The 21,711-nt window shown below is 68.0% G+C and carries 27 protein-coding genes; 6 read left to right on the top strand and 21 right to left on the bottom strand.

Annotated elements, in window-relative coordinates; genetic code table 11:
• The first annotated feature begins 81 nt into the window (after positions 1-81).
• A complete protein-coding gene (locus tag JGU66_19400; protein MBJ6762936.1) occupies positions 82-1,809 on the top strand; it encodes a serine/threonine protein kinase in 1,728 nt (575 codons plus the stop codon).
• Positions 1,810-1,836: 27 nt separating this feature from the next.
• Here the strand turns inward: JGU66_19400 and JGU66_19405 are convergent, their stop codons facing one another.
• On the bottom strand, positions 1,837-2,565 hold the full coding sequence (locus JGU66_19405) for an NAD-dependent deacylase (protein MBJ6762937.1): 729 nt from the start codon (positions 2,563-2,565) through the stop codon (positions 1,837-1,839).
• 73 nt (positions 2,566-2,638) lie between these two features.
• Here JGU66_19405 and JGU66_19410 point away from each other — a divergent pair, with 73 nt between their 5' ends.
• Positions 2,639-3,133 (top strand): GAF domain-containing protein, encoded by a 495-nt coding sequence (locus JGU66_19410; protein MBJ6762938.1) that lies wholly within the window; start codon positions 2,639-2,641, stop codon positions 3,131-3,133.
• 18 nt (positions 3,134-3,151) lie between these two features.
• Here the strand turns inward: JGU66_19410 and JGU66_19415 are convergent, their stop codons facing one another.
• Complete coding sequence (locus JGU66_19415) at positions 3,152-4,069, bottom strand: pseudouridine-5'-phosphate glycosidase (GenBank protein ID MBJ6762939.1); 918 nt, start codon at positions 4,067-4,069, stop codon at positions 3,152-3,154.
• Positions 4,070-4,239: 170 nt separating this feature from the next.
• Here JGU66_19415 and JGU66_19420 point away from each other — a divergent pair, with 170 nt between their 5' ends.
• Entirely contained in the window at positions 4,240-5,082 is an 843-nt protein-coding gene (locus JGU66_19420) for an EamA family transporter (GenBank protein ID MBJ6762940.1), read from the top strand.
• A 3-nt stretch (positions 5,083-5,085) separates the two neighbouring features.
• On the opposite strand, the gene JGU66_19425 is transcribed toward JGU66_19420, so the two are convergent.
• The 3 genes from JGU66_19425 to JGU66_19435 are packed head-to-tail and all read right to left on the bottom strand — an operon-like array spanning position 5,086 to position 8,621.
• Positions 5,086-6,792 carry an FHA domain-containing protein gene (locus JGU66_19425; protein ID MBJ6762941.1) on the bottom strand — a complete coding sequence of 569 codons (1,707 nt, stop codon included), beginning with the start codon at positions 6,790-6,792 and terminating at the stop codon, positions 5,086-5,088.
• Positions 6,793-6,834: 42 nt separating this feature from the next.
• The gene (locus JGU66_19430) at positions 6,835-8,010 is read right to left on the bottom strand and encodes a DUF2314 domain-containing protein (protein MBJ6762942.1); all 1,176 of its coding nucleotides are present in this window, start codon (positions 8,008-8,010) and stop codon (positions 6,835-6,837) included.
• The gene (locus JGU66_19435) at positions 8,007-8,621 is read right to left on the bottom strand and encodes a deoxynucleoside kinase (protein ID MBJ6762943.1); all 615 of its coding nucleotides are present in this window, start codon (positions 8,619-8,621) and stop codon (positions 8,007-8,009) included. The genes JGU66_19430 and JGU66_19435 overlap by 4 nt, the downstream gene beginning before the upstream one ends.
• Positions 8,622-8,838: 217 nt before the next feature.
• Here JGU66_19435 and JGU66_19440 point away from each other — a divergent pair, with 217 nt between their 5' ends.
• From JGU66_19440 to JGU66_19450, 3 genes are read left to right on the top strand one after another with little or no spacing between them, the layout of a single operon-like run.
• Entirely contained in the window at positions 8,839-9,636 is a 798-nt protein-coding gene (locus tag JGU66_19440) for a 1-acyl-sn-glycerol-3-phosphate acyltransferase (protein MBJ6762944.1), read from the top strand.
• 8 nt (positions 9,637-9,644) lie between these two features.
• Complete coding sequence (locus JGU66_19445; protein ID MBJ6762945.1) at positions 9,645-11,015, top strand: tetratricopeptide repeat protein; 1,371 nt, start codon at positions 9,645-9,647, stop codon at positions 11,013-11,015.
• Positions 11,016-11,051: 36 nt separating this feature from the next.
• Positions 11,052-11,711, top strand: a complete 660-nt coding sequence (locus JGU66_19450; GenBank protein MBJ6762946.1) for a hypothetical protein — start codon at positions 11,052-11,054, stop codon at positions 11,709-11,711.
• A 62-nt stretch (positions 11,712-11,773) separates the two neighbouring features.
• Here the strand turns inward: JGU66_19450 and rplQ are convergent, their stop codons facing one another.
• From rplQ to JGU66_19530, 16 genes are all read right to left on the bottom strand, one after another.
• The gene (gene rplQ / locus JGU66_19455) at positions 11,774-12,193 is read right to left on the bottom strand and encodes a 50S ribosomal protein L17 (protein MBJ6762947.1); all 420 of its coding nucleotides are present in this window, start codon (positions 12,191-12,193) and stop codon (positions 11,774-11,776) included.
• Between the two features lie 187 nt (positions 12,194-12,380).
• Positions 12,381-13,403 (bottom strand): DNA-directed RNA polymerase subunit alpha, encoded by a 1,023-nt coding sequence (locus tag JGU66_19460; protein MBJ6762948.1) that lies wholly within the window; start codon positions 13,401-13,403, stop codon positions 12,381-12,383.
• A 198-nt stretch (positions 13,404-13,601) separates the two neighbouring features.
• Positions 13,602-14,228 carry a 30S ribosomal protein S4 gene (gene rpsD / locus JGU66_19465; GenBank protein ID MBJ6762949.1) on the bottom strand — a complete coding sequence of 209 codons (627 nt, stop codon included), beginning with the start codon at positions 14,226-14,228 and terminating at the stop codon, positions 13,602-13,604.
• Positions 14,229-14,291: 63 nt separating this feature from the next.
• Entirely contained in the window at positions 14,292-14,729 is a 438-nt protein-coding gene (gene rpsK, locus JGU66_19470; protein ID MBJ6762950.1) for a 30S ribosomal protein S11, read from the bottom strand.
• Positions 14,730-14,794: 65 nt separating this feature from the next.
• Positions 14,795-15,178, bottom strand: a complete 384-nt coding sequence (gene rpsM / locus JGU66_19475; GenBank protein MBJ6762951.1) for a 30S ribosomal protein S13 — start codon at positions 15,176-15,178, stop codon at positions 14,795-14,797.
• A gap of 55 nt (positions 15,179-15,233) precedes the next feature.
• Positions 15,234-15,350: a 50S ribosomal protein L36 gene (gene rpmJ, locus JGU66_19480; GenBank protein ID MBJ6762952.1), complete on the bottom strand. Its 117-nt coding sequence runs from the start codon at positions 15,348-15,350 to the stop codon at positions 15,234-15,236.
• 74 nt (positions 15,351-15,424) lie between these two features.
• Complete coding sequence (gene infA / locus JGU66_19485; protein ID MBJ6762953.1) at positions 15,425-15,643, bottom strand: translation initiation factor IF-1; 219 nt, start codon at positions 15,641-15,643, stop codon at positions 15,425-15,427.
• A gap of 553 nt (positions 15,644-16,196) precedes the next feature.
• Positions 16,197-16,844, bottom strand: coding sequence for an adenylate kinase (locus JGU66_19490; GenBank protein MBJ6762954.1), 648 nt, complete (start codon positions 16,842-16,844; stop codon positions 16,197-16,199).
• Positions 16,845-17,003: 159 nt separating this feature from the next.
• Positions 17,004-18,350 carry a preprotein translocase subunit SecY gene (gene secY / locus JGU66_19495; protein ID MBJ6762955.1) on the bottom strand — a complete coding sequence of 449 codons (1,347 nt, stop codon included), beginning with the start codon at positions 18,348-18,350 and terminating at the stop codon, positions 17,004-17,006.
• A 131-nt stretch (positions 18,351-18,481) separates the two neighbouring features.
• On the bottom strand, positions 18,482-19,009 hold the full coding sequence (gene rplO / locus JGU66_19500; protein ID MBJ6762956.1) for a 50S ribosomal protein L15: 528 nt from the start codon (positions 19,007-19,009) through the stop codon (positions 18,482-18,484).
• Between the two features lie 17 nt (positions 19,010-19,026).
• A complete protein-coding gene (gene rpmD, locus JGU66_19505) occupies positions 19,027-19,296 on the bottom strand; it encodes a 50S ribosomal protein L30 (protein ID MBJ6762957.1) in 270 nt (89 codons plus the stop codon).
• Between the two features lie 2 nt (positions 19,297-19,298).
• On the bottom strand, positions 19,299-19,820 hold the full coding sequence (gene rpsE / locus JGU66_19510) for a 30S ribosomal protein S5 (GenBank protein MBJ6762958.1): 522 nt from the start codon (positions 19,818-19,820) through the stop codon (positions 19,299-19,301).
• A 22-nt stretch (positions 19,821-19,842) separates the two neighbouring features.
• The gene (gene rplR / locus JGU66_19515) at positions 19,843-20,196 is read right to left on the bottom strand and encodes a 50S ribosomal protein L18 (protein ID MBJ6762959.1); all 354 of its coding nucleotides are present in this window, start codon (positions 20,194-20,196) and stop codon (positions 19,843-19,845) included.
• Positions 20,197-20,307: 111 nt separating this feature from the next.
• On the bottom strand, positions 20,308-20,874 hold the full coding sequence (gene rplF / locus JGU66_19520; GenBank protein ID MBJ6762960.1) for a 50S ribosomal protein L6: 567 nt from the start codon (positions 20,872-20,874) through the stop codon (positions 20,308-20,310).
• Between the two features lie 64 nt (positions 20,875-20,938).
• A complete protein-coding gene (rpsH, locus tag JGU66_19525; GenBank protein ID MBJ6762961.1) occupies positions 20,939-21,337 on the bottom strand; it encodes a 30S ribosomal protein S8 in 399 nt (132 codons plus the stop codon).
• A gap of 185 nt (positions 21,338-21,522) precedes the next feature.
• Positions 21,523-21,708, bottom strand: coding sequence for a type Z 30S ribosomal protein S14 (locus JGU66_19530; GenBank protein ID MBJ6762962.1), 186 nt, complete (start codon positions 21,706-21,708; stop codon positions 21,523-21,525).
• Positions 21,709-21,711 lie beyond the last annotated feature (3 nt).

A 21,711-nucleotide genomic window follows, 5' to 3' on the forward strand; every position in this document is an offset into this window, starting at 1 on the left:
GGCAGAAATGACCGCCTGGCCGGTCTGGGGCCCACCTCCCCGTTGGGCCCCGCCCTGGGCTTGCCTATACTCCGCCCACCCATGGCCGCTCCTTGCCCTCACTGTGGAAGTACCGACGGACCCGATCACCTCTGCGCCGCGCAGAGCCTCCAGCTCCTCGGCCAGGTGCTCGACGGGCGCTACAAGATTGAGAGCGTGTTGGGCCAGGGCGGCATGGGAATGGTCTTCCGGGCCACCCAGACGTCCGTGCAGCGACCCGTCGCGGTGAAGACGCTCAACCCCTCGCTGGCCGCCGCGCCTCAGTTCTTCGAGCGCTTCCGTCGCGAGGCGGAGATCGCCAGCCGCCTGCGCCACCCGAACGTCATCACCATCTTCGACTTCGGCCGCGCGCCCGACGGCACCTGCTACTACGTGATGGAGCTGCTCCAGGGCGAGAGCCTCAAGGAGCTGGTCAAGCGCGAAGGCCCCATGTCGCTGCGGCGCGCGGTGAACGTCATCGAGCAAGCCACGCTCGGACTGGCGCACGCGCACGAGGAAGGCTGCGTCCACCGCGACCTCAAGCCGCACAACATCATGCTGATGGGCCTGGACGGCCGCGACTTCGTCAAGGTGCTGGACTTCGGTCTCGTGAAGGCGCTGGAGCAGGAGGAGGAGGAGCAGCTCACCTCCACCGGACAAGTCCTCGGCACCCCGCAGTACATGCCGCCCGAGCAGGCCGGCGGCGAGTCGGTGGATCAGCGCTCCGACCTCTACTCGATGTCGGGCGTGCTGTACTTCTGCCTCACCGGCAGCTCTCCGTTCGGCGCGAACACCGTGCGCAAGGCGCTCACCGCGTCGCTCACGCAGCCCGTCCCGCCCGTCAACAGCAAGCGCCAGGGAGCGCCCGTGCCCGCGGCGCTCGATGCGTTCTTCGCGAAGGCCCTCGCTCCGGAGAAGGAGGACCGCTACCAGAACGCCCAGGAGTTCATCGACGCGATGCTGGACACGGTCGCGGACCTCTCACCGGAGGAGCTGGACGCACGGCCCAGCGGCGGCGCGACCGGCTCGGAGCGCGGCACCGGCAGCCGACCCGGAGTGGGCTCGGGAAGCCGCGCGGGCTCGGGCAGCCGCGTGGGCGCGCGCGCCTCGGGCAGTGGCAGCGGTGTGCGGTCGGGCTCGCGCGTGGGTCAGGGCCGAGCCTCGGGCTCCGCGCCGTCCAACGTCATCGTGCAGCAGAGTCGGCCCGCGGGCAGCGGCAGCCAGCCCTCCTCGGTGGGCCGGCCCCGTCCCGCGGCGCCCAAGGCCGCGCCCCCGCCCCCTCCTGAGCCCGAGGGGATGTCCGCGGGCAAGAAGGTGGCGCTCGTGGCGGTGCCGGTCGTGCTGCTCGGACTGGGCGCGGCGATCCTCTTCGGGCGCTCCTCCGCCGAGGAGCAGACTCCGCCGCCCACCGTCGTCGAGGCGCCGACGCGCCCCACGACCCAGGTGGCCCAGCCCGTCGTCGTCTCGCCTCCGACGAACACCGCGCAGGCGGAGCCCCAGCAGGTGTCCGTGGAGTTCACCTCCACGCCCTCCGGAGTCGCCATCCTCGACGGCGCCGAGCAGATCGGCACCACGCCGACGAAGCTGTTCTTGTCCCGCGAGGGCCAGCACGTGCTGAAGTTCCAGCTCGCCGGCTACCACTCGCAGGAGCGCACGCTGAACTTCAGTCGCGTGGCGGAGTTGACGCAGAAGGTGGATGTCACCCTGGAGTCCGCCACCCGGACCGCGCCGCCGCCCCGCCCGAGAGGAAAGGCGGGAGGCTCGCAGCCGGACATCAGCACCTTCGAGTAGGCCGCGGGGCCCGGACGTCCTCCGGGCCTACGCGAGCGTCGCCAGCCGGGGCAGCAGCTCGCCGCTGCGGCCCTGGACGAAGTGGCGGAAGCGCTCGGCATTCTCGGGCGGATCGAAGTTGACGAGCCACGTCTCGCCACCGAGCTTCCGCACCTGATCCACCAACCCGGCCGCTGGCCACACCGCGCCGGACGTTCCCGCTGCCAGGAAGACGAGCTTGCCGTCGCCTCGGGTGAGGAAGTCGCCGATGCGCCCGAGGTCGGCCTCGTCGAGGTTCTCCCCGAACCAGACGATGTGAGGGCGCAGGGAGCCGCCACACGCGTCACAGCGAGGCACCGTCCCCTCGGGATACACGGTCGTGTCGTCCACGGGAGGCCGCTCGCAGTTCGAGCAGCGCGTCTTGAAGAGGTTGCCGTGCATCTCCACCACGCGCTGGCTGCCCGCGCGTTGGTGCAGGCCATCCACGTTCTGGGTGGCCAAGAGGAAGCGATCGCCCAGGTGTCGCTCCCACTCGGCGAGCGCCGTGTGCCCGGGGTTGGGGTGCACGCCCGCGGCCCCTTCGCGACGCTGCGAGTAGAAGCGCCACACGCGAGCAGGGTCCTTCGCGAAGCCCTGCGGCGAGGCGACCTCCTCCACGGGCCGGTTCTCCCAGAGTCCGCCCATGCCGCGGAACGTGGGGACACCACTCTCGGCGGAGACTCCCGCGCCGGTGAGCACCAACAAGCGAGTGCTCGAATCAAGGATGAGCGATTTCATGAGGCTCCCGTGCCAGGCGCCGCGTGGACTGTTAAATGCGGGCGGCCCCCTGCCAAATCATAAGGACGTCACCATGGCGGAAGTCACCCTGGAGTTGCGAGGCCGGCCCAAGGCCGAGGCCTACGCGGAACTCAAGTCGCACACCCTGGCGATCCTCGAGGGCGTGGACGACGACATCTGCGGCATGGCGACGATGAGCTGCCTGCTGCACCACGCCTTCGGCCACCTGTGGACGGGCTTCTACCGGGTGGTGACACCGGGAAAGCTGCTGCGCGTGGGCCCCTACCAGGGGACGCTCGGCTGCCTGGAGATCGCCTTCGGCAAGGGCGTGTGTGGCGCGTCCGCCGCTCGGGGCGAGACGGTGGTGGTGCCAGACGTGCACGCCTTCCCTGGACACATCACGTGTGACGGGCGCTCGGCGTCGGAGATCGTGGTGCCCGTGTTCGGCAAGAGCCGCGAGCTCATCGCGGTGCTCGACATCGACTCCGAGCACAAGAACACGTTCGACGACGTGGACCGCCACGCGCTGGAGGACCTGGTGAGCTGGTTCCAGCGCGCGACGAAGTAGTCACGTCACATCAAGCGCTCAGGGCTTCGCCGCGCGCGCGTAGGCCACGGCCAGCGCGCCAGCGAAGCGGGCGTTGTTCACGAGCAGCGCCAGGTTCGTCTTGAGGCTCTTGCCCCCAGTGCGCTTGGCCATCTCGCCCAGGAGGAACGGCGTCACGGCCTTGCCGCGCACGCCCTGCTTCTCCGCATCCGCGAGCGCCGAGGCGATGTGCAGCTCCACCTCGTTGCGCGGCAGCGCGGCCTCCTCGGGCGGCGGAACGGTGTAGAGCACCCCGCCCTGCCCCAGCGCCTCGAAGCGAGCACGGGCGATGCGCGCGGCGGTGTCCGCGTCGTCCGCGCGGTGCTCCAGCGGGATGCCGGAGGAGCGACTGTAGAAGGACGGCAGCTCGTCCGTGCCCACGCCGATGACGGGCACGCCAGCCGTCTCCAACAGCTCCATCGTCTTGGGCAGATCGAGCACGGACTTCGCGCCCGCGCACACCACGGCCACCGGATAGCGGGACAGCGCGGCGATGTCTTGCGAGATGTCCCAGTGCTCGGAAGCGCCGCGGTGCACGCCGCCAATGCCGCCAGTGGAGAACACGCGGATGCCCGCCGCGGCGGCCAGCTCGCACGTCGCGCTGACCGTCGTCCCCCCGCTCGCGCGCTGGGCCACGGCCACCGCGAGGTCGCGCGAGCCGAGCTTCAGGAGCTTCTCCTTGCCCTCGGCCAACCGCCGCATGGCCGCGTCCTCCAGCCCAATCCAGATCTCGCCATCCACCACCGCGATGGGCGCGGGCACGGCACCCGCTCGCCGCACGGCCTCCTCGCACGCGCGGGCGGCCGCGAGGTTCTCCGGATAGGGCAGCCCCTGCGCCACCACGCTCGTCTCCAACGCCACGAGCGGCTGTCCCTTCGCCAACGCGCGCCGCACCTCATCCGAAAAGTGGAAGTCCATGGCCGGCATTTACCCCAGCCACGGGGCAAGGGAACAAGCCCCGAGGCACGAGTCGCACGGCCATTGCGCCCAGACCCTGTCCGCCCTATGCCGACACCACCGTGTCCCTCTCCACTCCGTCCGCCGCGAGCGCCGCTCCGGCTCGCACCTTCACCTCCTCGGATGCGGCGATGCTGGGCGTCGTCCTCGTCTGGGGGACGAACTACACCCTGGTGAAGGAGGCACTGGGGAGCATGCCACCCCTGGCCTTCATCTCGATTCGCTTCGCGCTGGCCGCGGTGGCCATGGGCGCGCTGCTCCTGGCCGTCGAGGGGTGGAAGCCCCTCCCCTGGAAGACCCTGGCTCGGCTGGGCGTGCTGGGGCTGGTGGGCAACACCGTGTACCAGGTGCTGTTCATCAGCGGACTGGCCCACACGACGGCGGCGAACACCGGGATGCTGAGCGCGGTGACGCCGGTGATGATCGCCGTGCTCGGCGCGACGCTCGGGGTGGAGCGCATCACCCGCTCGCTCGTGGTGAGCCTGGTGCTGGCGGTGGCGGGCATGGTGCTCGTGGTGAGCGTGCGAGGCCCGGAGATGAGCGCCCAGACGCGCTGGGGCGACACCCTCATCCTCGGCTCGTCCGTCTGCTGGGCGCTCTACACCGTGGGCATCCGGACGGTCGGGCCCGAGGTGTCCGCGCTGCGCATCACCGCCTTGACCATGCTCACAGGCGCGCCGGGCGTGGTGCTGGCAGGTGCGCGCGAGGTGCAGGCCCTCGACTTCTCGCAGGTGAGCACCGGCGCGTGGGTGGCGCTGGTGTACTCGGCGCTGATTCCCCTGGTGGCGGCGTACTTTCTCTGGGGTCGCAGCGTGCAGAAGGTGGGCACCAACCGCACGGCCCTCTACAACACGGGCGTCCCCGTGGTGGCCGCGCTCACCGCTTGGGCAGTTCGCGGCGAGCAGCCCACCGCGCCTCAGGCATTGGGAACGGCGTTCATCCTCACGGGCGTGCTGCTCAGCCGACGGAAGTGAGCGTCACTCGCCTCGCGCGCGCGGAACCAGCAGCGCGTGCTCGGCGAGCTTGCGATCGAGCGTCACCCGGCTGATGCCCAGCAGCTCGGCCGCGCGGCCCTTCATGCCGCCCGCTTCCCGCAGCGCCTCGGCGATGGCGTTGCGCTCCACCCAGGCCACCCGCTCCGCCAAGGTCCGCGGTGCACCTTCAAGTTGAAGCTCCATGGGCAGTTGCGACACCCCGACCGGAGCCCCTGCGTGCACGCGACCCAGACGCTCGGCGAGCAACTCCAGCTCGCGCACGTTGTGGGGCCACGCGTAGTCCACGAGCAGACTCCGCGCCTCGGGGGTGAGCGCGGGCGCGCTCTCACGCACCTGCTTCGCGGCGCGCGCGGCGAAGTGCTCGAACAGGACCGCCACGTCCCCACGGCGTTCACGCAAGGGAGGCACGGCCATCTCAAAGCCCACCAGCACGCGAGCCAGCGCCGCGTTCCCACCGGAGCGCGGCAGCGGCGCCTCCGTCGTGGCGAGCACCCGCACGTCCACGGGCTCCTCACCGCCTTGTCGTGCCGGAGCCGACCGCCGAGCCAGCATGCCCGCGAGCCGCTCCGCCAACAGGCTCGGCAGCGCATCCACGTGCAGCAGAAGCAACGAGCCCCCATCCGCGCGCAGCACTGCGGAGGTCAACGGCGGGTGCCCCGGCTCGCTGGCGCGCCCGAAGAGCGCGGCCTCGACCTGCTCGGACGCGCCCCGGCAATCCACCGTCACCAGGGGCGCGAGGGCCCGAGGCGAGCGCGCATGGACGAACCGCGCGAGCACGGCCTTGCCCACCCCGGGTTCGCCAGCCACCACCACCGGGGCAGCACTGGCCGCCGCGCGCCGCGCTTCTTCCAAGAGCGCCCGCCAAGGTCGAGACGTCCCCACGGGCGCGGGCCACGCATCCGCCTCGTCCCCCTCGGAGCGAGAGCGCACCGCGGCCAGGGCCTCTCCCCCCAGTCGCCCGAGCGCGGCCAACAACTGTCCCTCACCATCGGTGAAGACGGGCTCGGCGCGCTCCACGTACACCACGCCCGAGGGCATGCCTCCCGAAGCGACGAGCGGCGCACACAGCGCCGCGCCCAGTTGGACCAGCTCCTTGCCCTCCAGCGACGCCTGCGCCATCGCGCTCGGAACGTCCACCATCCCAGCGCCGGCGGCCGCGGCGGTCCGCAGTCCCTCCGGTCCACCGCCGAGCAGCGCCGCGGCGCGGTCCGCGTTGAGCGCATGGGACACTTCATCCGCCAACCGCCGCAGCACCATGGCGGTACTGGTGGCGCCCAGGAGCGCGGTACCCGCCGAGAACAGCGCCGCGGCCGTCCCCACGTGCGGCAGCACTTCCTCGATGGGCACCTGCGTGGAAGGCGCAGAGGGCCGCGCCGTCACGGACTCGTCGACGATGGAGACAGGCGGGGGCTCGAAGACCGCGAGCGTCGTCCCCACGCGCACCTGGTCCCCCGGAACGAGCAGGACCTCCGCGTCGATGCGCTGCCCGTTGACCAGCGTCCCGTTGCGCGAGCCCAGGTCGCGGATGCGCGCCTGCCCCGCGGCCAGCGTCAGCAGTGCGTGCCGCCGGGAGGCCTGATCATCCTCGAGCGGAACCTCGCACGAGGGGCTGCGACCGATGGTCACCTGCGGCGTCAGCTCGAAGCGACGCCCCGCGGAAGGCCCGGTGAGCAGCAGGAGCGCCGGCATGGAGCCAAGAGCCTAGCGCTCCGTCCGCTCCGGGCAAGCACCCTACATCGGGCGCTCGGCGTTCATCAGCGCGCGAATCTCCTTCTCGTCCAGCGCGCGGCCCTCGTGGGTGATGGCCAGGGCATTGACCTGCTTCTCCTCCACTTCCACGTGGGCGCCCTTGCGCCACTCGGTGGTGTGCACGGCGCCGTCCACCAGCTTGCCCACCACGGAGCCCTCGTCCCGAGTCACCACCTCGAGCCACAGCTGCTCCACCACCGTCTCGCCATCGGGGTGCGTGTCGAAAGGCGCGCGCACCAGGAAGGTCAGCGGCTCCATCAACCCCTTGCGCTGGAAGCGCGCCAGGAAGGCGGGCAGCAGGAGCTGGGCCTCGCGGTGCATGGCCTGGGTCTGCTCCTCCGGCTCCTTCGCGAAGCGCTCGCGGTACGTGGCCAGCAGCTCCGACGTGTTGTGGCGCCCCAGCGGAGACACGACGGTGAGGAACAGCCCCTCGTGGCCCTCGAACGAGTCGAGCGGCACGCCCAGCAGGTTGGCGCGCGCCTCCTCAGATGGCACGAGGGTGAAGGTCTGCCCCTCGCTGGTCGCCATCTCCGAGCGCACGGGTGGCCCCTGCCCGAAGGCCATGTCCGTGCACAACTCGTTGAGGAAGCTCTCGGCGGCCAGGAGGTCCGCCTCGGCCAGGTGGAAGATCTCCACGTCCCGAGCCCCGAACTTCTCCATGCCGTGCGAGTGCACCCACAGCGGGGTGTCTCCCTCGGTCAGCTCCACCGCGTGCAGGTGCAGGTGGTCGCGGATGTCGAAGTCCAGCTCGGTGATCTCCACCACGTCTTCGGGCTCGTGGAGCTTGAAGGCCGAGAGATCCACCAGCACCCCTGGGACCTGCTCCATCAGCGTGCGCACCGTCCAGAGCGCCTCGAAGACAGGCAAGGTGGGCTGCGCTCCGCCGGGCTCCAGCGTCAGGCGGTAGAAGGCCTTGGCCTTGTCCATGCGAGCGAAGGCTTCGGTGCTGCCACTGTACTGCGCGGGGTTCGCCACCAGCGGTGGCACGTCGGGGCCATCCAGCACGACCCGGACCTCGGAGCCATCCGCCTTGACGGTGAAGCCCTGGCCATCCTCGTGGGGCGAGAACTCGACCTCGTCCGTGGCGAACGCGGCGCGCAGGGCCTCCAGCGGAGGAGGTCCCGCCAGCTCTGTCGCCAGCAGGTAGACCTCCATCACAGGTGCTTCTCGATCTGCCGGAAGAGGTCCACGCGGTCCACCAGGTTGGTCAGGTAGTCGAGCTTGTCCGTAGGAAGTACCAGCACGGGGGACATGGAGTACGCGGAGAACCACTCCTCGTAGAGCGTGTTGAGCCGCTTGAGGTAGTTGGTCGGGATGTCTTTCTCCATGGCGCGACCGCGCAGCTTGATGCGCTCGCGGAGCGTCGGGACCGGACAGCGCAGGTAGATCATCAGGTCCGGCGGAGTGAGCGACTGGGAGATGGTCTCATACAGCTCGCGGTAGGTCTGCCAGTCGCGCTTGTCGATGAGTCGCTGTCGGTGGAGGTTCTTGGCGAAGATCTCCGCGTCCTCGTAGAGGGTGCGATCCTGCAGCACCGTGCCTGGGGACTTCTCCAGTTGTCGATGCAGGCGGAACTTGTGGGTCAGGAAGAAGAGCTGCGAGCGGAACGCCCACGTCTTCATGTCCTTGTAGAAGTCCGCCAGATAGGGGTTCTGATCATTGGGCTCGAAGTAGGGCGTGAGCCCGTACTTCCGGCACAGGAAGGACGTGAGTTCCGTCTTTCCGGCTCCGATGTTGCCCGCGATCGCGATGAACTTTTTCCTGGGCACGCCACCCTTGCTTGTAACCCCGCCGAGCGGCGCGCACCAGAACCAACGTGAAGGGGGACGTGGTAGATACGCGACATGCCTCTGCCTCCTCCTCCCTGGCCCACGTCGGGCGGCGCTCCCCATCGCGAGGTGCCCGCCTGCCCGCCGGGTGAGGAAGGGCCCCGGCCCCATGGCCCGCGCGCCCGACGGGGTGGATGGTAAGAGAGGGATTCTCATGTTGCGCAAGCTGTTCTGCATGTTCGTGGCCGCGTTCTGGACCTTGGCGTGTTTTCCGTTCGCCATTCTGGCCATGTTGTTCACGCTGAACCCGGACGGCTCGGTGTGGGTAGCGCGTCGGCTGTGGTCGCCCGTGCTCCTCTGGGCGGGCGGCGCTCGCCTGGAAGTCCTCGGCGCCGAGAACGTCGATCCCCGCCGACCGACCATCTACGTGGCCAACCACCAGTCGACCATCGACATCCCCGCCCACTTCGTGGCCGTGCCCGTCAACTTCCGCTACGTGGCCAAGAGCCAGCTGCGCTGGGTGCCGCTCATCGGCTGGTACCTGAGCATCGCGGGCCACATCTTCATCAATCGCGGCAACCGGACGTCCGCCATCGACTCGCTGACGAAGGCCGCCAACAAGGTGCGCGCTGGCACCAGCATCTTCCTGTACCCCGAGGGGACTCGCTCCGGGGATGGCCGCGTGCTGCCCTTCAAGAAGGGTCCCTTCGCGCTGGCGCTGAAGGCGGGTGTGGCGGTCTGCCCTGTCACCATCGAGGGCTCGGCGAACCTGATGCCGAAGAACTCGTGGAACATCACGCCTGGGCCGGTGCGCGTGAAGATCGGCAAGCCCATCGACCCGAAAGCCTTCGCGGAGGATGATCGGGCCGGTCTCGCCCGAGCCGTGCGCAACGTCATCCTGGCGGACAACCTCGCGCTCGGCGGCCCTGGGGGAGACCCCGAGGACGCCATCGCCGCCCCGGGCCAGGAGGGCACCAGCCTCCGTCCGCACCTCTCCTCTCCTACTGGAACGTGAGTCCGACGATGCGCAGGCCCCTCTCTCCCCTTCCCGCCTGGGCGCTCACCGCCGCGCTGGGCCTGACCGCCCTGGGCTGTGGCCACGGCACGAGCGCGGGAGGTCGTGCCCTGGATTCCCGGGAGCAGGCTCGCGCGTACCTGGACACCAACAAGCCGGAGAAGGCCCTGTCGCTGCTGCGCGACCTGCACGCGAGCGCCCCCGACGACGTGGACGTCGCGCGGGCCCTCACCGAGGCCCACGTCAAGCTCGGTCAGGCCGACGCGTGGATCGCGGAGCTGAAGCAGCGCCTGGCCCGCCAGGAGCGCGCCGTGGACCAGTACATGCTGGGGCTCGCGCTCTTCTCGAGGGCGAAGGACGCGGGGGCGCCGTCAGTGAGCGCCTTCGAGCGAGCCATCGCGCTGTCCCCGGCCATCGGCGAGTACCACTACCGCCTGGGGCTGGCCCGGCTCGAGTCGGAGCAGTACGCCGACGCCGTCGCGCCCCTGCGGCAGGCCACCGAACTCGCCCCTGAGCGGACCGGCTGGCGCCTCCCGCTGGCCAAGGCGCTCCACCGCACGGGCGACGCGCAGGGCGCCGTGGCGGCCCTGGGCACGCTCGTGCGCGGCGGCGCGACGCCCGGAGAGGTCGTCACCGCCCGCGCGCTGATGGATCAGATCGCCGACCCCTTCGCGGGCTTCCCCAAGGCGGCCGAGCCCAAGCTCGAGGAGGGCATGCGCTTTCTGCGCGAGCAGGACGCGCCGCAGAACGCGGTGCTCTGCTTCGAGGAGATCCTCCACGACTATCCGGACCTCGCGGTGGTGCACGCCCTGCTGGGGTTGGCCTACCAGCGACTGGACGACGCGGGCCGGGCCATGGACGAGTTCAGCCAGGCCATCGAGCGCGCGCCCCAGGACGGGAAGAACCAGCTCTACCTCGGTGAACTCTACCTGTCGCGACAGCGCCCCGACGCGGCGCGGGCCGCCTTCGAGAAGGCGGTGAACTTGAACCCCGTGCTGGACCTGGCGTGGTTCCGCCTGGGCGACCTCAACCTGGACCGCCACGACCTCACGGCCGCGCGCGAGGCCTTCCGGGTGGCCACCGTGCTCCAGCCGGATGCGGTCGCGCCCCGAGGCAAGCTCGCGCTCGTGTACCAGTTGGAAGGCGACTACACCGCGACGGAGCGGGAGCTGCGCCGGGTGTTGGACAAGGACCCGGACAACACCGAGTTCTCCCTCCGTCTGGGGCTCCTCTTCACGGAGCAGGCCCTCAAGGCCCGGCGCCCCGAGGAGCGCAAGAAGGCCACGAGCGAGGCGGAGCAGTGGCTGGGGAAGGTCCTGGAGACCCAGCCGGACAACGCGGTCGCCAGTCGAGCGCTCCAGCAGCTCAAGGGCCAGTAGCCACGCGCGGGGCAGGCCCTCTACACTCCGGGCCCGATGAGCGACGCGCGAAAGCCCGCCCCCGCTGTGCCGTCAGCGACGCGGGGGCCTTCCCCCACCTCCGGCACCCAGCCCCGCACGCCGACGAATCCCCAAGGGATGCGGGTGATGTCCGCCGCGCGGACCGCACCGCTGAACCAGAAAGGTGACGCGGCCCTCGGCAAGCGCGTCGCGTCCGAGGCCTCCAACGTCTTCCTCAACGGTCTCGCCATCCTCAAGGAGATGGTCGCGGACTTCAGTCAGCGCGATCGCTTCTTCAAGTACAAGGCGGGCATCGTCGCGGGATGGATCGCCATCTCCTGCGTCAGCCTCGCCATCGCCTGCCCCGGCCGCTCGCTGCAGACGGGCGACATGGATGCGCGCATCGTCCTCAGCGACAAGCTGGACCGCCCCTCCATCACCATCTGGAACGAGAGCAAGACGCCCTGGCAGGACGTCACCATCATCGTCAATGGCGAGTACCGCGCGGCCGTGGCCGAGGTGAAGGCCGGCGAGTTCGTCACCATCACCCCCAAGCAGCTCCTCGGGGCCAACGGCACCGCGGCCCCCCTGGGGCTCCGCTTCCAGTCCCTCCAGATGCGCAGCGCGCGAGACAGCGCCGACCTCACCAAGGCCCTGCAGGAAGAGTGGAGACGCCTGCTGGAGCCCAAGCGCTGAAAACACGAAGGGCGCCCTCCCAGAGAGGAAGGCGCCCTCGCGCAGCCCAAGGGCTGGAACGACTATCCCTCGGACGGAGTCGCCTCGGACTTGTCCTCGTCGGTGCCCTGCACGGGCGCCTTCGCGGGACGGTCCACCAGCTCCAGCAGCGCCATCTCCGCCGCGTCGCCCCGGCGGAAGCCGAGACGAACGATGCGGGTGTAGCCGCCCGGACGGTTGGCGTAGCGATCCTTGTACTCGCTGAACACCTTCTGCAGCACAACGCGGTCCTTCACGATGCGAGCGGCGAGCCGCACGTTCGCCAGACCACCGCGCTTGCCCAGGGTGATGATGCGCTCCGCCATCTTCCGGGCCTCCTTGGCCTTGGGAAGCGTGGTGCGGATCGCCTGGTGCTCGAGCAGCGAGGTGACCATGTTGTTCAACATCGCGAGCCGGTGGCTCGTGGTGCGGTGCAGCTTCCTCTGTCCAACCTTGTGACGCATGACACGCTCCGGGACCCTCGCGGGTCCCACCACTCCGGCCGTATCAGGTACCGGGTGGGAAAGGAGGACCCGACACTCAGGTCCACCGTGGGCAACGGGCCCGTCCTAGCAGGGCCCCCTGCCCTCGCGCCACCATGAACCGTGTCGGGGCGCGAGCGCAGGTGCGGCGAGGTCCAATCCGTGAGGACTAGACCTTGGGCTGCGCGGGAGCCGGCGGGTTCTTCGGCGGCCAGTTCTCGAGCTTCATGCCGAGCGACAGGCCCATCTCCGCCAGGATCTCCTTGATCTCCTTCAGCGACTTGCGGCCGAAGTTCTTCGTCTTCAGCATCTCGGCCTCGGTGCGCTGAACCAGGTCACCAATGGTCTTGATGTTGGCCTGCTGCAGGCAGTTGGCCGAGCGAACCGACAGCTCCAGCTCGTCCACCGAGCGGAACAGGTTCTCGTTGAGCTTGGCCTCTTCCTTCGGCGCCTCGGCGATGACCGGCTCCTCGGTCTCGTCGAAGTTCACGAAGACGGTCAGCTGCTCCTTGATGATCTTCGCCGCGTAGGCCACCGCGTCCTGAGGGGACACGGAGCCGTCGGTCCAGACCTCGAGCGAGAGCTTGTCGTAGTCAGTGACCTGACCGACGCGCGCGTTGGTGACCTGGTAGTTCACCTTGCGGATCGGCGAGAACAGCGAGTCGATGGGGATGGTCCCGATGGGCGCACCCGCCACCTTGTTCGCGGCCGCCGCCGTATAGCCACGACCCCGGCGGCACGTCAGCTCCATGCGAACCTTGCCGCCCTCGGACACCGTGCAGATGTGGTGGCCGGGGTTGAGGACCTCGACGTCCTGGTCCGTGATGAGATCGCCCGCCTTGACCTCCTTGGGGCCCTCCACCTCGATGCGCAGCGTCTTGGTCTCGTTGGTGTGCATCCGAAGGAGGACCTCCTTCAGGTTCAGCACCACGTCCGTGACATCCTCCACCACCTCGGGGACGGTGGTGAACTCGTGGTCCACGCCCTCGATCTTCACCGAGGTGATGGCCGCGCCCTGCAGCGACGACAGCAGCACCCGCCGCAGCGAGTTGCCCATCGTCGTGCCGAAACCACGCTCCAGCGGCTCCGCCACGAACTTGCCGTAGGTGGGGCTCAGGGAGTCCTGGTCCACTTCCATCCGGCGCGGCTTGATGAGGTCACGCCAGTTCTTCGCAACGAACGTATCTGCCATGGTGTACGGCTCCTCGAGACGTGCGCCACCACCCACTTCCCCACCGAAGCGGCGGGAGGATGGGCACGCGGGGGTACTGCGTAACGACCGCCACCGGACGCTGCAAGAACGCCCAGGGCGACAAAGCACAACGCCCCGGCCTCGTCGGCCAGGGCGTCCACTGCGGCCTGATCCCGGTAGACGGGGCCCGGCGCGAGATTACTTCGAGTACAACTCGACGATGAGCTGCTCCTGGATCGGCATGGTCAGGTCCTCGCGGTTCGGGACCGTCTTGACCGTTCCCTTGAAGGACTTCTTGTCCAGCTCGATCCACTGGGGAATGCCACGGCGGTCCACGGTCTCCAGCGCCTCGGAGATGCGCAGCACCTTGCGGCTCTTCTCCACCACCTCGACCGCGCTGCCCGGCTTCACGGAGAACGACGGGATGTTCACCCGGCGACCGTTCACCTGGAAGTGGCCGTGACGGACCAGCTGGCGCGCCTCGTTGCGGGTGTCCGCGAAGCCCATGCGGAACACCACGTTGTCCAGGCGAAGCTCCAGCTGCTGCAGGAGGTTCTCACCCGTCTTGCCCTTGGCGGCAGACGCGCGGTGGTAGTAGCCGCGGAACTGGTTCTCCAGCAGGCCGTACATGCGCTTGACCTTCTGCTTCTCGCGCAACTGCACGCCGTAGCCAGAGAACTTCACGCGGCCCTGGCCGTGCTGGCCAGGAGGATACGGGCGGCGCTCGATGGCACACTTGTCCGTGTAGCAGCGATCGCCCTTGAGATACATCTTCAGGTTCTCGCGCCGGCAAATGCGGCAGGCGCTGGCGGTGTAACGAGCCACTGAAACTCTCCTTGAGGTGGTCTGGAACCGCCCCGCCTGGCGCGAGGACGGCCCGAACGGGTTTTAGACGCGGCGGCGCTTGGGCTGACGGCACCCGTTGTGCGGAATGGGCGTCACGTCGCGGATGAGATTGATCTTCAGACCGGCGGCGGCCAGCGCACGCAGCGCCGACTCACGGCCCGCGCCCGGGCCCTTCACGAACACGGACACGTTCTTCAGGCCGTGCTCCATCGCCTTCGCCGCGGCGTCGCCGGCGGCCACCTGCGCCGCGAACGGGGTGGACTTGCGGCTTCCCTTGAAGCCACGCGCCCCGGCCGACGACCAGGAGATCACGTTCCCGGACACATCCGTGATCGTGATGATGGTGTTGTTGAACGTGGACTGGATGTGGACCACGCCATTCAGAATGCTCTTCTTACCCTTGCGCTTGGCCTTCTTCGCCGCAGGGGCCTCGCCCTCGGCACCCGCCGGCGCCGCGGCGGTATTGGTCTCGTCAGCCATGTGAATTGCTGCTCCTGGGAGTAGGTGATCGACGCCTGGCCCTCACGGGTCCAGGCGCAAGCGGGTTACCGAGCCGGAGCGGCCGGCTTCGCGCGAACGATGCCACGCTTCGGACCCTTGCGGGTGCGCGCGTTGGTGTGAGTCCGCTGGCCACGAACAGGCAGACCCTTGCGGTGACGCAGGCCCCGGTAGCAACCCAGGTCCATCAGCCGCTTGATGTTCATGGTCACCTCACGCCGGAGGTCACCCTCGACCTTGTAATTCGCCTCGATCAGCTCGCGGATCTTGCGAGTCTGCTCTTCGGTGAGGTCCTTGGTCCGGGTGGCGAGATCGATGCCCGCCGCCTCAATGATCTTGTGCGCGGTCGTGTTGCCGATCCCGTAGATGTACTGGAGCGAGATCACCGCACGCTTGTTGGGCGGCAGGTCGATGCCGGCGATACGAGCCATCTTCGGTCTTCCTTACTTGAGTGGAGTTGGTCTGAGGCAATGGCCTGACTGGCCACTAGCCCTGGCGCTGCTTGTGCCGCGGGTTGGAGGCGCAGATGACACGCACGATACCCTTGCGGCGGACAACCTTGCACTTATCGCAGATCTTCTTGACGGACGCCCGAACCTTCATGGGAGCGAACTTCCTTCCTTCAGCAGAGAAAAGCCCAGAGAAGCCACAGCGCTCCGGAGAGCGTGCGCTTCCGACTACTTCGCCCGGTACGTGATCCGCCCGCGCGTCAGGTCGTACGGCGACAGCTCGACCTTCACCTTGTCACCCGGGAGGATCCGGATGAAGTGCATCCGCATCTTGCCCGAGATGTGCGCGAGCACCTTGTGGCCATTGTCCAGCACCACTCGGAACATCGCATTCGGCAGGGGCTCCATTACGGTCCCCTCGACTTCGATGGAATCATCCTTCGGCAAGCGTCACACCCTCTTCGGACCACGAACCTCTGGAAGCGCGGCGGGATAGCACCTTGGTCCGTAAGTAGCAAGCACCGCGCGTAGAAAAACCGGATTCCTCCCAACACCGCCCCCTTGCCCCCTATTTCACCCTGAGTCAGAGCGACTTCAATCGCGTCGGGTGAGGAAGTCCGATCCCCTTCTGTCTTCAGGAGAGTGTGCTCGAAACGGGCGAAAAACCTCCCGTCCCCCGGCACCACCCTCCGTCCTTCTCCAATGTCATCAGCGCGAGCGAGCCTCTGCCTTCCAGGCTGCTACACCGCCCTATTCCTCACTGAACCGCTGGATCAGAACCAGGAGGTCCGTGGTTGGGGTTCACTGAACAAGCCCCCAGCACTCAGCCCGTCCTGTCCGTCCACAAGCCTACAGACAGCGCAACCTGGCCCTGAGCCTGCGGATTCGCTCCTCAGCTCGGCGTCTCGCCCCTCGCGGCCCTGAATACCCCTCTCAGCGGCCTGCGAGTACCCAGCGGAAGCAAGAAGGATGATGAGCCCATTCCCGCTTGCTCGACACCTCAGCCCTTCCGGGCCGCGGCCTTGATCTCTTCGTAGATGCCCTCAGGCGAACCCACGCCATCCACGGTCTTCAGCAGGCCCTTGCCCGCATAGAAGTTCTTCAACGGCGCGGTCTCCGCGTCGTACTTCTGGAGGCGCTTCTCGACAACCTCAGGCATGTCGTCCGGGCGCTGCACAAGCGCAGTCCCGCATTTGTCGCAGTGCCCTGCGCGCTTCGGAGGGCTCTGCGTCACATGGAAGACGGAGCCGTCGTTCGGGCACACGCGCCGCCCCGAGCCGCGCTCGATGAGCTTCGCATGCGGCACCTCGAGCGAGATGACCGCGTCCAGCTTCTTGCCGAGGCGAGCCAGCATCCGGTCCAAGGCGTCCGCCTGGCCCGGCGTGCGAGGGAAGCCGTCCAGAACGAAGCCCTGAGCGACATCCGACTCCTTCAGGCGCTCCTCCACGATTCCAATGACGACCTCATCCGGCACGTACTGCCCGGCTGCCATCAACGGCCCGGCCACCTTCCCCAGCTCGGTCCCGTCCTTGACCGCCTTGCGGAGGATGTCCCCGGTGGAGATCTGCGGGATGTGAAAGTCCGCGTAGAGCTTCTTCGCCTGGGTACCCTTCCCCGCGTTCGGCGGTCCCAACAGGATCAGGTTCATGTCGCTCCTCTCAACTGCGAAGCTCGTCCAAAGGAAGGCATGGAAGTTCGCGGCAACCCAAGCCTCGAACGCCCCCCATGGTCAGCAAAGTCTATCCCTGAACGACGAGACGCCCCTCCCCACCACGGGGAGAGGCGCCCGGAACGCATCTGCACTCTATCAGGCCGCCACGCGCACCCGGCCGCGGATCTTCGGGCCGCGGGGACCCGCGAAGCCCTCGTAGTTGCGGCTGATGAGGTGACCCTCAATCTGCTGCACCGTGTCCAGCGCCACGCCCACCACGATGAGGAGCGCCGTGCCGCCGAAGGTGAAGCGCACCCCCAGCAGGCTGCTGATGACGGACGGAATCACGCAGATGAGCGCCAGGTACACGGCACCACCGAACGTCAGCCGGTTCAGCACGCGCTCGATGAACTCCGCCGTCTGACGGCCCGGACGGATGCCAGGGATGTACCCACCCTGCTTCTTGATGTTGTCCGCCACGTCATCCGGCCGGAACGTCAGGGCCGTGTAGAAGTACGAGAAGAAGATCACCATCAAGACGAAGAGCCCGTTGTAGATCCACAGGTTCGACTCGATGGCCCGCTGGAAGCCCTGGAGGAACGGGAACCACGTCCCCAGCGTGGCGGGGAACGACAACACCGCGCCCGCGAAGATGGGCGGGATGACGCCCGAGCTGTTCACCTTCATCGGGAAGTAGGTGGCCTGGCCCGCGAACATCCGACGGCCCGCCATGCGCTTCGCGTACTGGATGGGGATACGCCGCATGCCTCGCTCGACGTAGACCACGATGCCGATGATGAGGAGCATGAACGCCAGCAGGCCGACGACCGCCGCGGCGTTGATGACCTCCTGCGTGGTCAGGTCGAGCAGCGTCTTGGCGCCAGGCACCATGCGAGCCACGATACCAGCGAAGATGATGAGCGAGATGCCGTTGCCAATGCCGCGCTCGGTGATGCGCTCACCCAGCCACATGATGAAGGCGGTTCCGGCCGTGAGGCTCACCACCGTCATGAACGTGAACCAGACGTTGTCGTTAGGAACCACGACCTGGTTGAACCCGCCCTGCCCCGCATCCGAGCGCCCCAGCGAAGCCAGCCAGCGCGAGATGCCGATGCCCTGGACCACCGACAACACGATGGAGCCGTAGCGCGTGTACTGATTGAGCTTCTGGCGGCCCGCGGCGCCTTCCTTCTGCATCCGCTCCAGGCTCGGCACCACCACGGCGAGCAGCTGGATGATGATGGAGGCGCTCACGTACGGCATGATGCCCAGACCGAAGATGGACATCTGCTCCAGCGCGCCGCCGGAGAAGAGGTTGAACAGCGACACCAGACCGCCCGATTGTTTCTGGGCGTTCATGAACGCGTTCATCGCAGCCCGGTCGACGCCCGGCGTATTGATGAAGATGCCGATGCGATAGACGGCCAGCAGCGCGAGCGTGTACGCGAGCCGGCTGCGGAGCTCCGCGATGCGGAAGACGTTGGCGAAGGCGTTCAGAGCCACGGGGAAGCCATCCTCTTCAAGAGGTTCTGCCAGGAACAACAAGCGCCCCTCTCCATTTCCGGAAAGGGGCGCGAAAGCCTACACAACGCCGGAGGCGTGCACCACCCTGGAGTGATGCCCGCCTCTCATGCTCAGGCCTTGGGCTGCCGAGGAGCCTTCACGCCCTTACCGGCGTGAGCCTTCGCGGCCGACTCGGGCTTGTGGGCCATCAGCGGAAGCTCGGTGACCGAGCCGCCAGCCTTCTCCACCGCCTCGCGGGCAGATGCGGAGACCTTGTGCACGGTCACGGAGACCTTCTTGCTCAGGTCACCCTGGGCCAGAAGCTTGACGCCGTCGTAGCGACCCTTGACCAGGCCCGCCTTCTTCAGCGCGTCCACGTCCACCGTCGCGCCCGCGGCGAAGGCCTTCTCCAGGTCCGCCAGGTTCACCACCGCGTAGGTGGTGCGATTGGGCGGATTGAAGCCGAACTTCGGGAGCCGGCGCTGCAGGGGGCTCTGACCGCCCTCGAAACCCTCGAACCGCATGTTACCGCTGCGGGCCTTCTGACCCTTGCCACCGCGACCGGCCGTCTTGCCGAGGCCGCTACCCTGGCCGCGACCGACGCGCTTCTTGCGGTGCCACGACCCCTGGGGCCGCTTCAAACCGTTCAGAGTGCTCATTGTCTGGATCCTCGTTCTCAGGCCTTCGCCTGCGCCTCGTTACGCGCGCGGGCCCGGTCCCGGGCAACGATCTTCCGCGCCTTGCGGCGCTTGGGCGCCGGGGCCTCCTGGCTGACCTTCTCCAGGCTGACCAGGTGCTTGACCTTGAACACCATGCCGCGATTCGCCGGGGTGTCCCTGAGCAGTCGCTCCTCGCCGAACTTCTTCAGACCCAGGCCACGGATGGTGGCCAGCATGTCCTCGGAAGCGCCGGCGAAGCTCTTCGTCAACTTGACCTTGATCGCCATGACTAACCCCTCGCCTCGCCCGCGAGCTTCTGCGGCTCGACGTCCTTGCCGCGGAGCCGAGAAACCTGCTCGGCGCTGCGCAGCTGCTTCAGGCCCGCAACCGTGGCCTTCAGCACGTTGTGGGGGTTCCGGGACCCCTGGCTCTTGGTCAGGATGTTCCGGATGCCCGCCGCCTCCAGCACGGCGCGAACCGCGCCACCGGCGATAACGCCCGTACCCTCGCTGGCCGGCTTCAGAAGCACCCAGCCGGCGCCGAAGTGCCCGAGCACCTCATGCGGGATGGTGTGCCCCATCCGCGGCACGCGGAAGAGGTTCTTCTTGGCGTTCTCGCCACCCTTGCGAATGGCTTCGGGGACTTCGTTGGCCTTGCCCAGGCCCACGCCGACGTGACCGTTGCCATCCCCCACCACCACCAGCGCGGCGAACGAGAAACGGCGGCCACCCTTCACCACCTTGGCCACGCGGTTGATGTTCACCACGCGGTCGGTCAGGTCCAGATCGTTCGGATTGATCGGAGTTGCCACTTGGGGGATTCCTTTCGAAAACCTAGAACTTCAGCCCGGCCTCGCGCGCGGCGTCAGCCACGGCAGCGATGCGCCCATGGTAGGGGAAGCCGTTGCGGTCAAACACCACCGCCTCGACATTGGCCGCCTTGCACTTCTCGGCGATGAGCGAGCCCACGCGCTTGGCGTCCGCCTTCTTGTCGCCCTCGTCCTTGCCCTTCAGCTCCTTGGACAGCGACGAGGCGAATGCCAGCGTGCGCCCGGTGGAGTCATCCACCACCTGCGCGTAGATGTGCTTGAGGCTCTTGTAGACAGTAAGCCGCGGCCGCTCGGTGGTACCCGAGAGCTTCTTGCGGATGCGGTTCTTCCTCTTGATGCGCGGATCGACCTTCGACATGGCAGCTTCCTTTTCCTTCCGGCGGCGATGCGGCCTTCCGCCGCCGGATGATTCCGCCAGGTCTCACGGCCCAGCGGGGTTGGATATTCGGCACAGACGGCGACACGACGACTACGTCGTACCGGTCTTGCCCTCCTTGCGACGGATGCGCTCCTCCGCGTACTTGATGCCCTTCCCCTTGTACGGCTCGGGCGGGCGCAAGGAGCGGATGTTCACGGCGGTGGCGCCAAGCGCCTCCTTGTCAGCGGACCGCAGGGTCAGGCCCACCGTCGGAAGGCTGTCCTCGGTGCGCGAGGCCTTGTCGACCTCGGCCGTGACGCCCTCCGGCAGGTTGAACACCACCGGGTGCGAGAAGCCGAGCGCGAAGTGAATCGCCTTGCCCTTGACCTCGGCGCGGAAACCAACGCCCCGGATATCCAGGCGCCGCTCGAAGCCGACAGACACGCCCTTCGCGGCGTTCGCCAGGATGGTGCGCGTCAGGCCGTGGAGGCTCCGTGCCGTACGCGAGTCATCCTCGCGCTGCACGGTGACCTGCCCGTCCTTCACTTCCACCTTCACGTGGGCCGGCAGCCTGACCGACAGCTTGCCCTTGGGGCCCTCGAAGTTGACCTGCTCGCCCGCGACGACGGCCTTCGTCTTGTCGCCGAGCTTGATCGCCAGTTTTCCAATCCGACTCATGATTGCCTCGTGCTGTCGTCGCCCGGGGCGCGCTCCTCACGGTGCGCGGCTCCCAAGCCACTGGCTAGTAGACCGTGCAGAGCAGCTCGCCGCCGACCTTCTGCTTCCGAGCCTCTCCGTCCACCATGATGCCGCGGGAGGTGGACAGGATGGAGATACCCAGGCCACCCAGCACCTGCGGAATCTCGCGCACCGTCACGTACCGGCGCAGGCCAGGCTTGGAGACGCGCTTCATGCCGGTGATGGCCGGGCTGCGGTCCGGGCCATACTTCAGCTGAACGGTGATCTCGCTCTGCGGAGCGATCTCGTGGATCGTGTACTCCCCAATGTAACCCTCGTCCTTGAGGACCTTGATGATCTCGACCTTCAGCTTCGAGTGGGGGATGACGACCTTGTCGTGCCGCGCACGGGACGCGTTGCGCAGGCGGGTCAGCATGTCGCCGACGGGATCATTGACCGGCATGAAAACCTTCCAAGCGGGCTCGCTCGAGGAGACACCGCGCTCGCAGTCACCGCGCCTGCCGGGCCCATCCCGGGGGTTCGCGGAGACTGCAACATCACAGCTTCAACGACAGCGTCCTTTGCAGTGCACTGTTCCAGCGCCCCCTGCCCCACCTGTTCGGTGAGGCAGACGGCCCCGGGTTCCGGCTACCAGGACGACTTGGTCACGCCGGTGATCTCACCGCGCAGCGCACGGTGGCGCAGGCAGATACGGCACATCTGGAACTTGCGCAGGAACGCGCGCGGGCGGCCGCAGAGCGGGCAGCGGTTGTACTTGCGCACGGAGAACTTCGGCTTGCGCTTCGCCTGGGCAATCTTGGAGAGCTTGGCCATGGT

It is taken from the genome of Myxococcaceae bacterium JPH2 (genome assembly GCA_016458225.1).
Lineage (GTDB): Bacteria > Myxococcota > Myxococcia > Myxococcales > Myxococcaceae > Citreicoccus.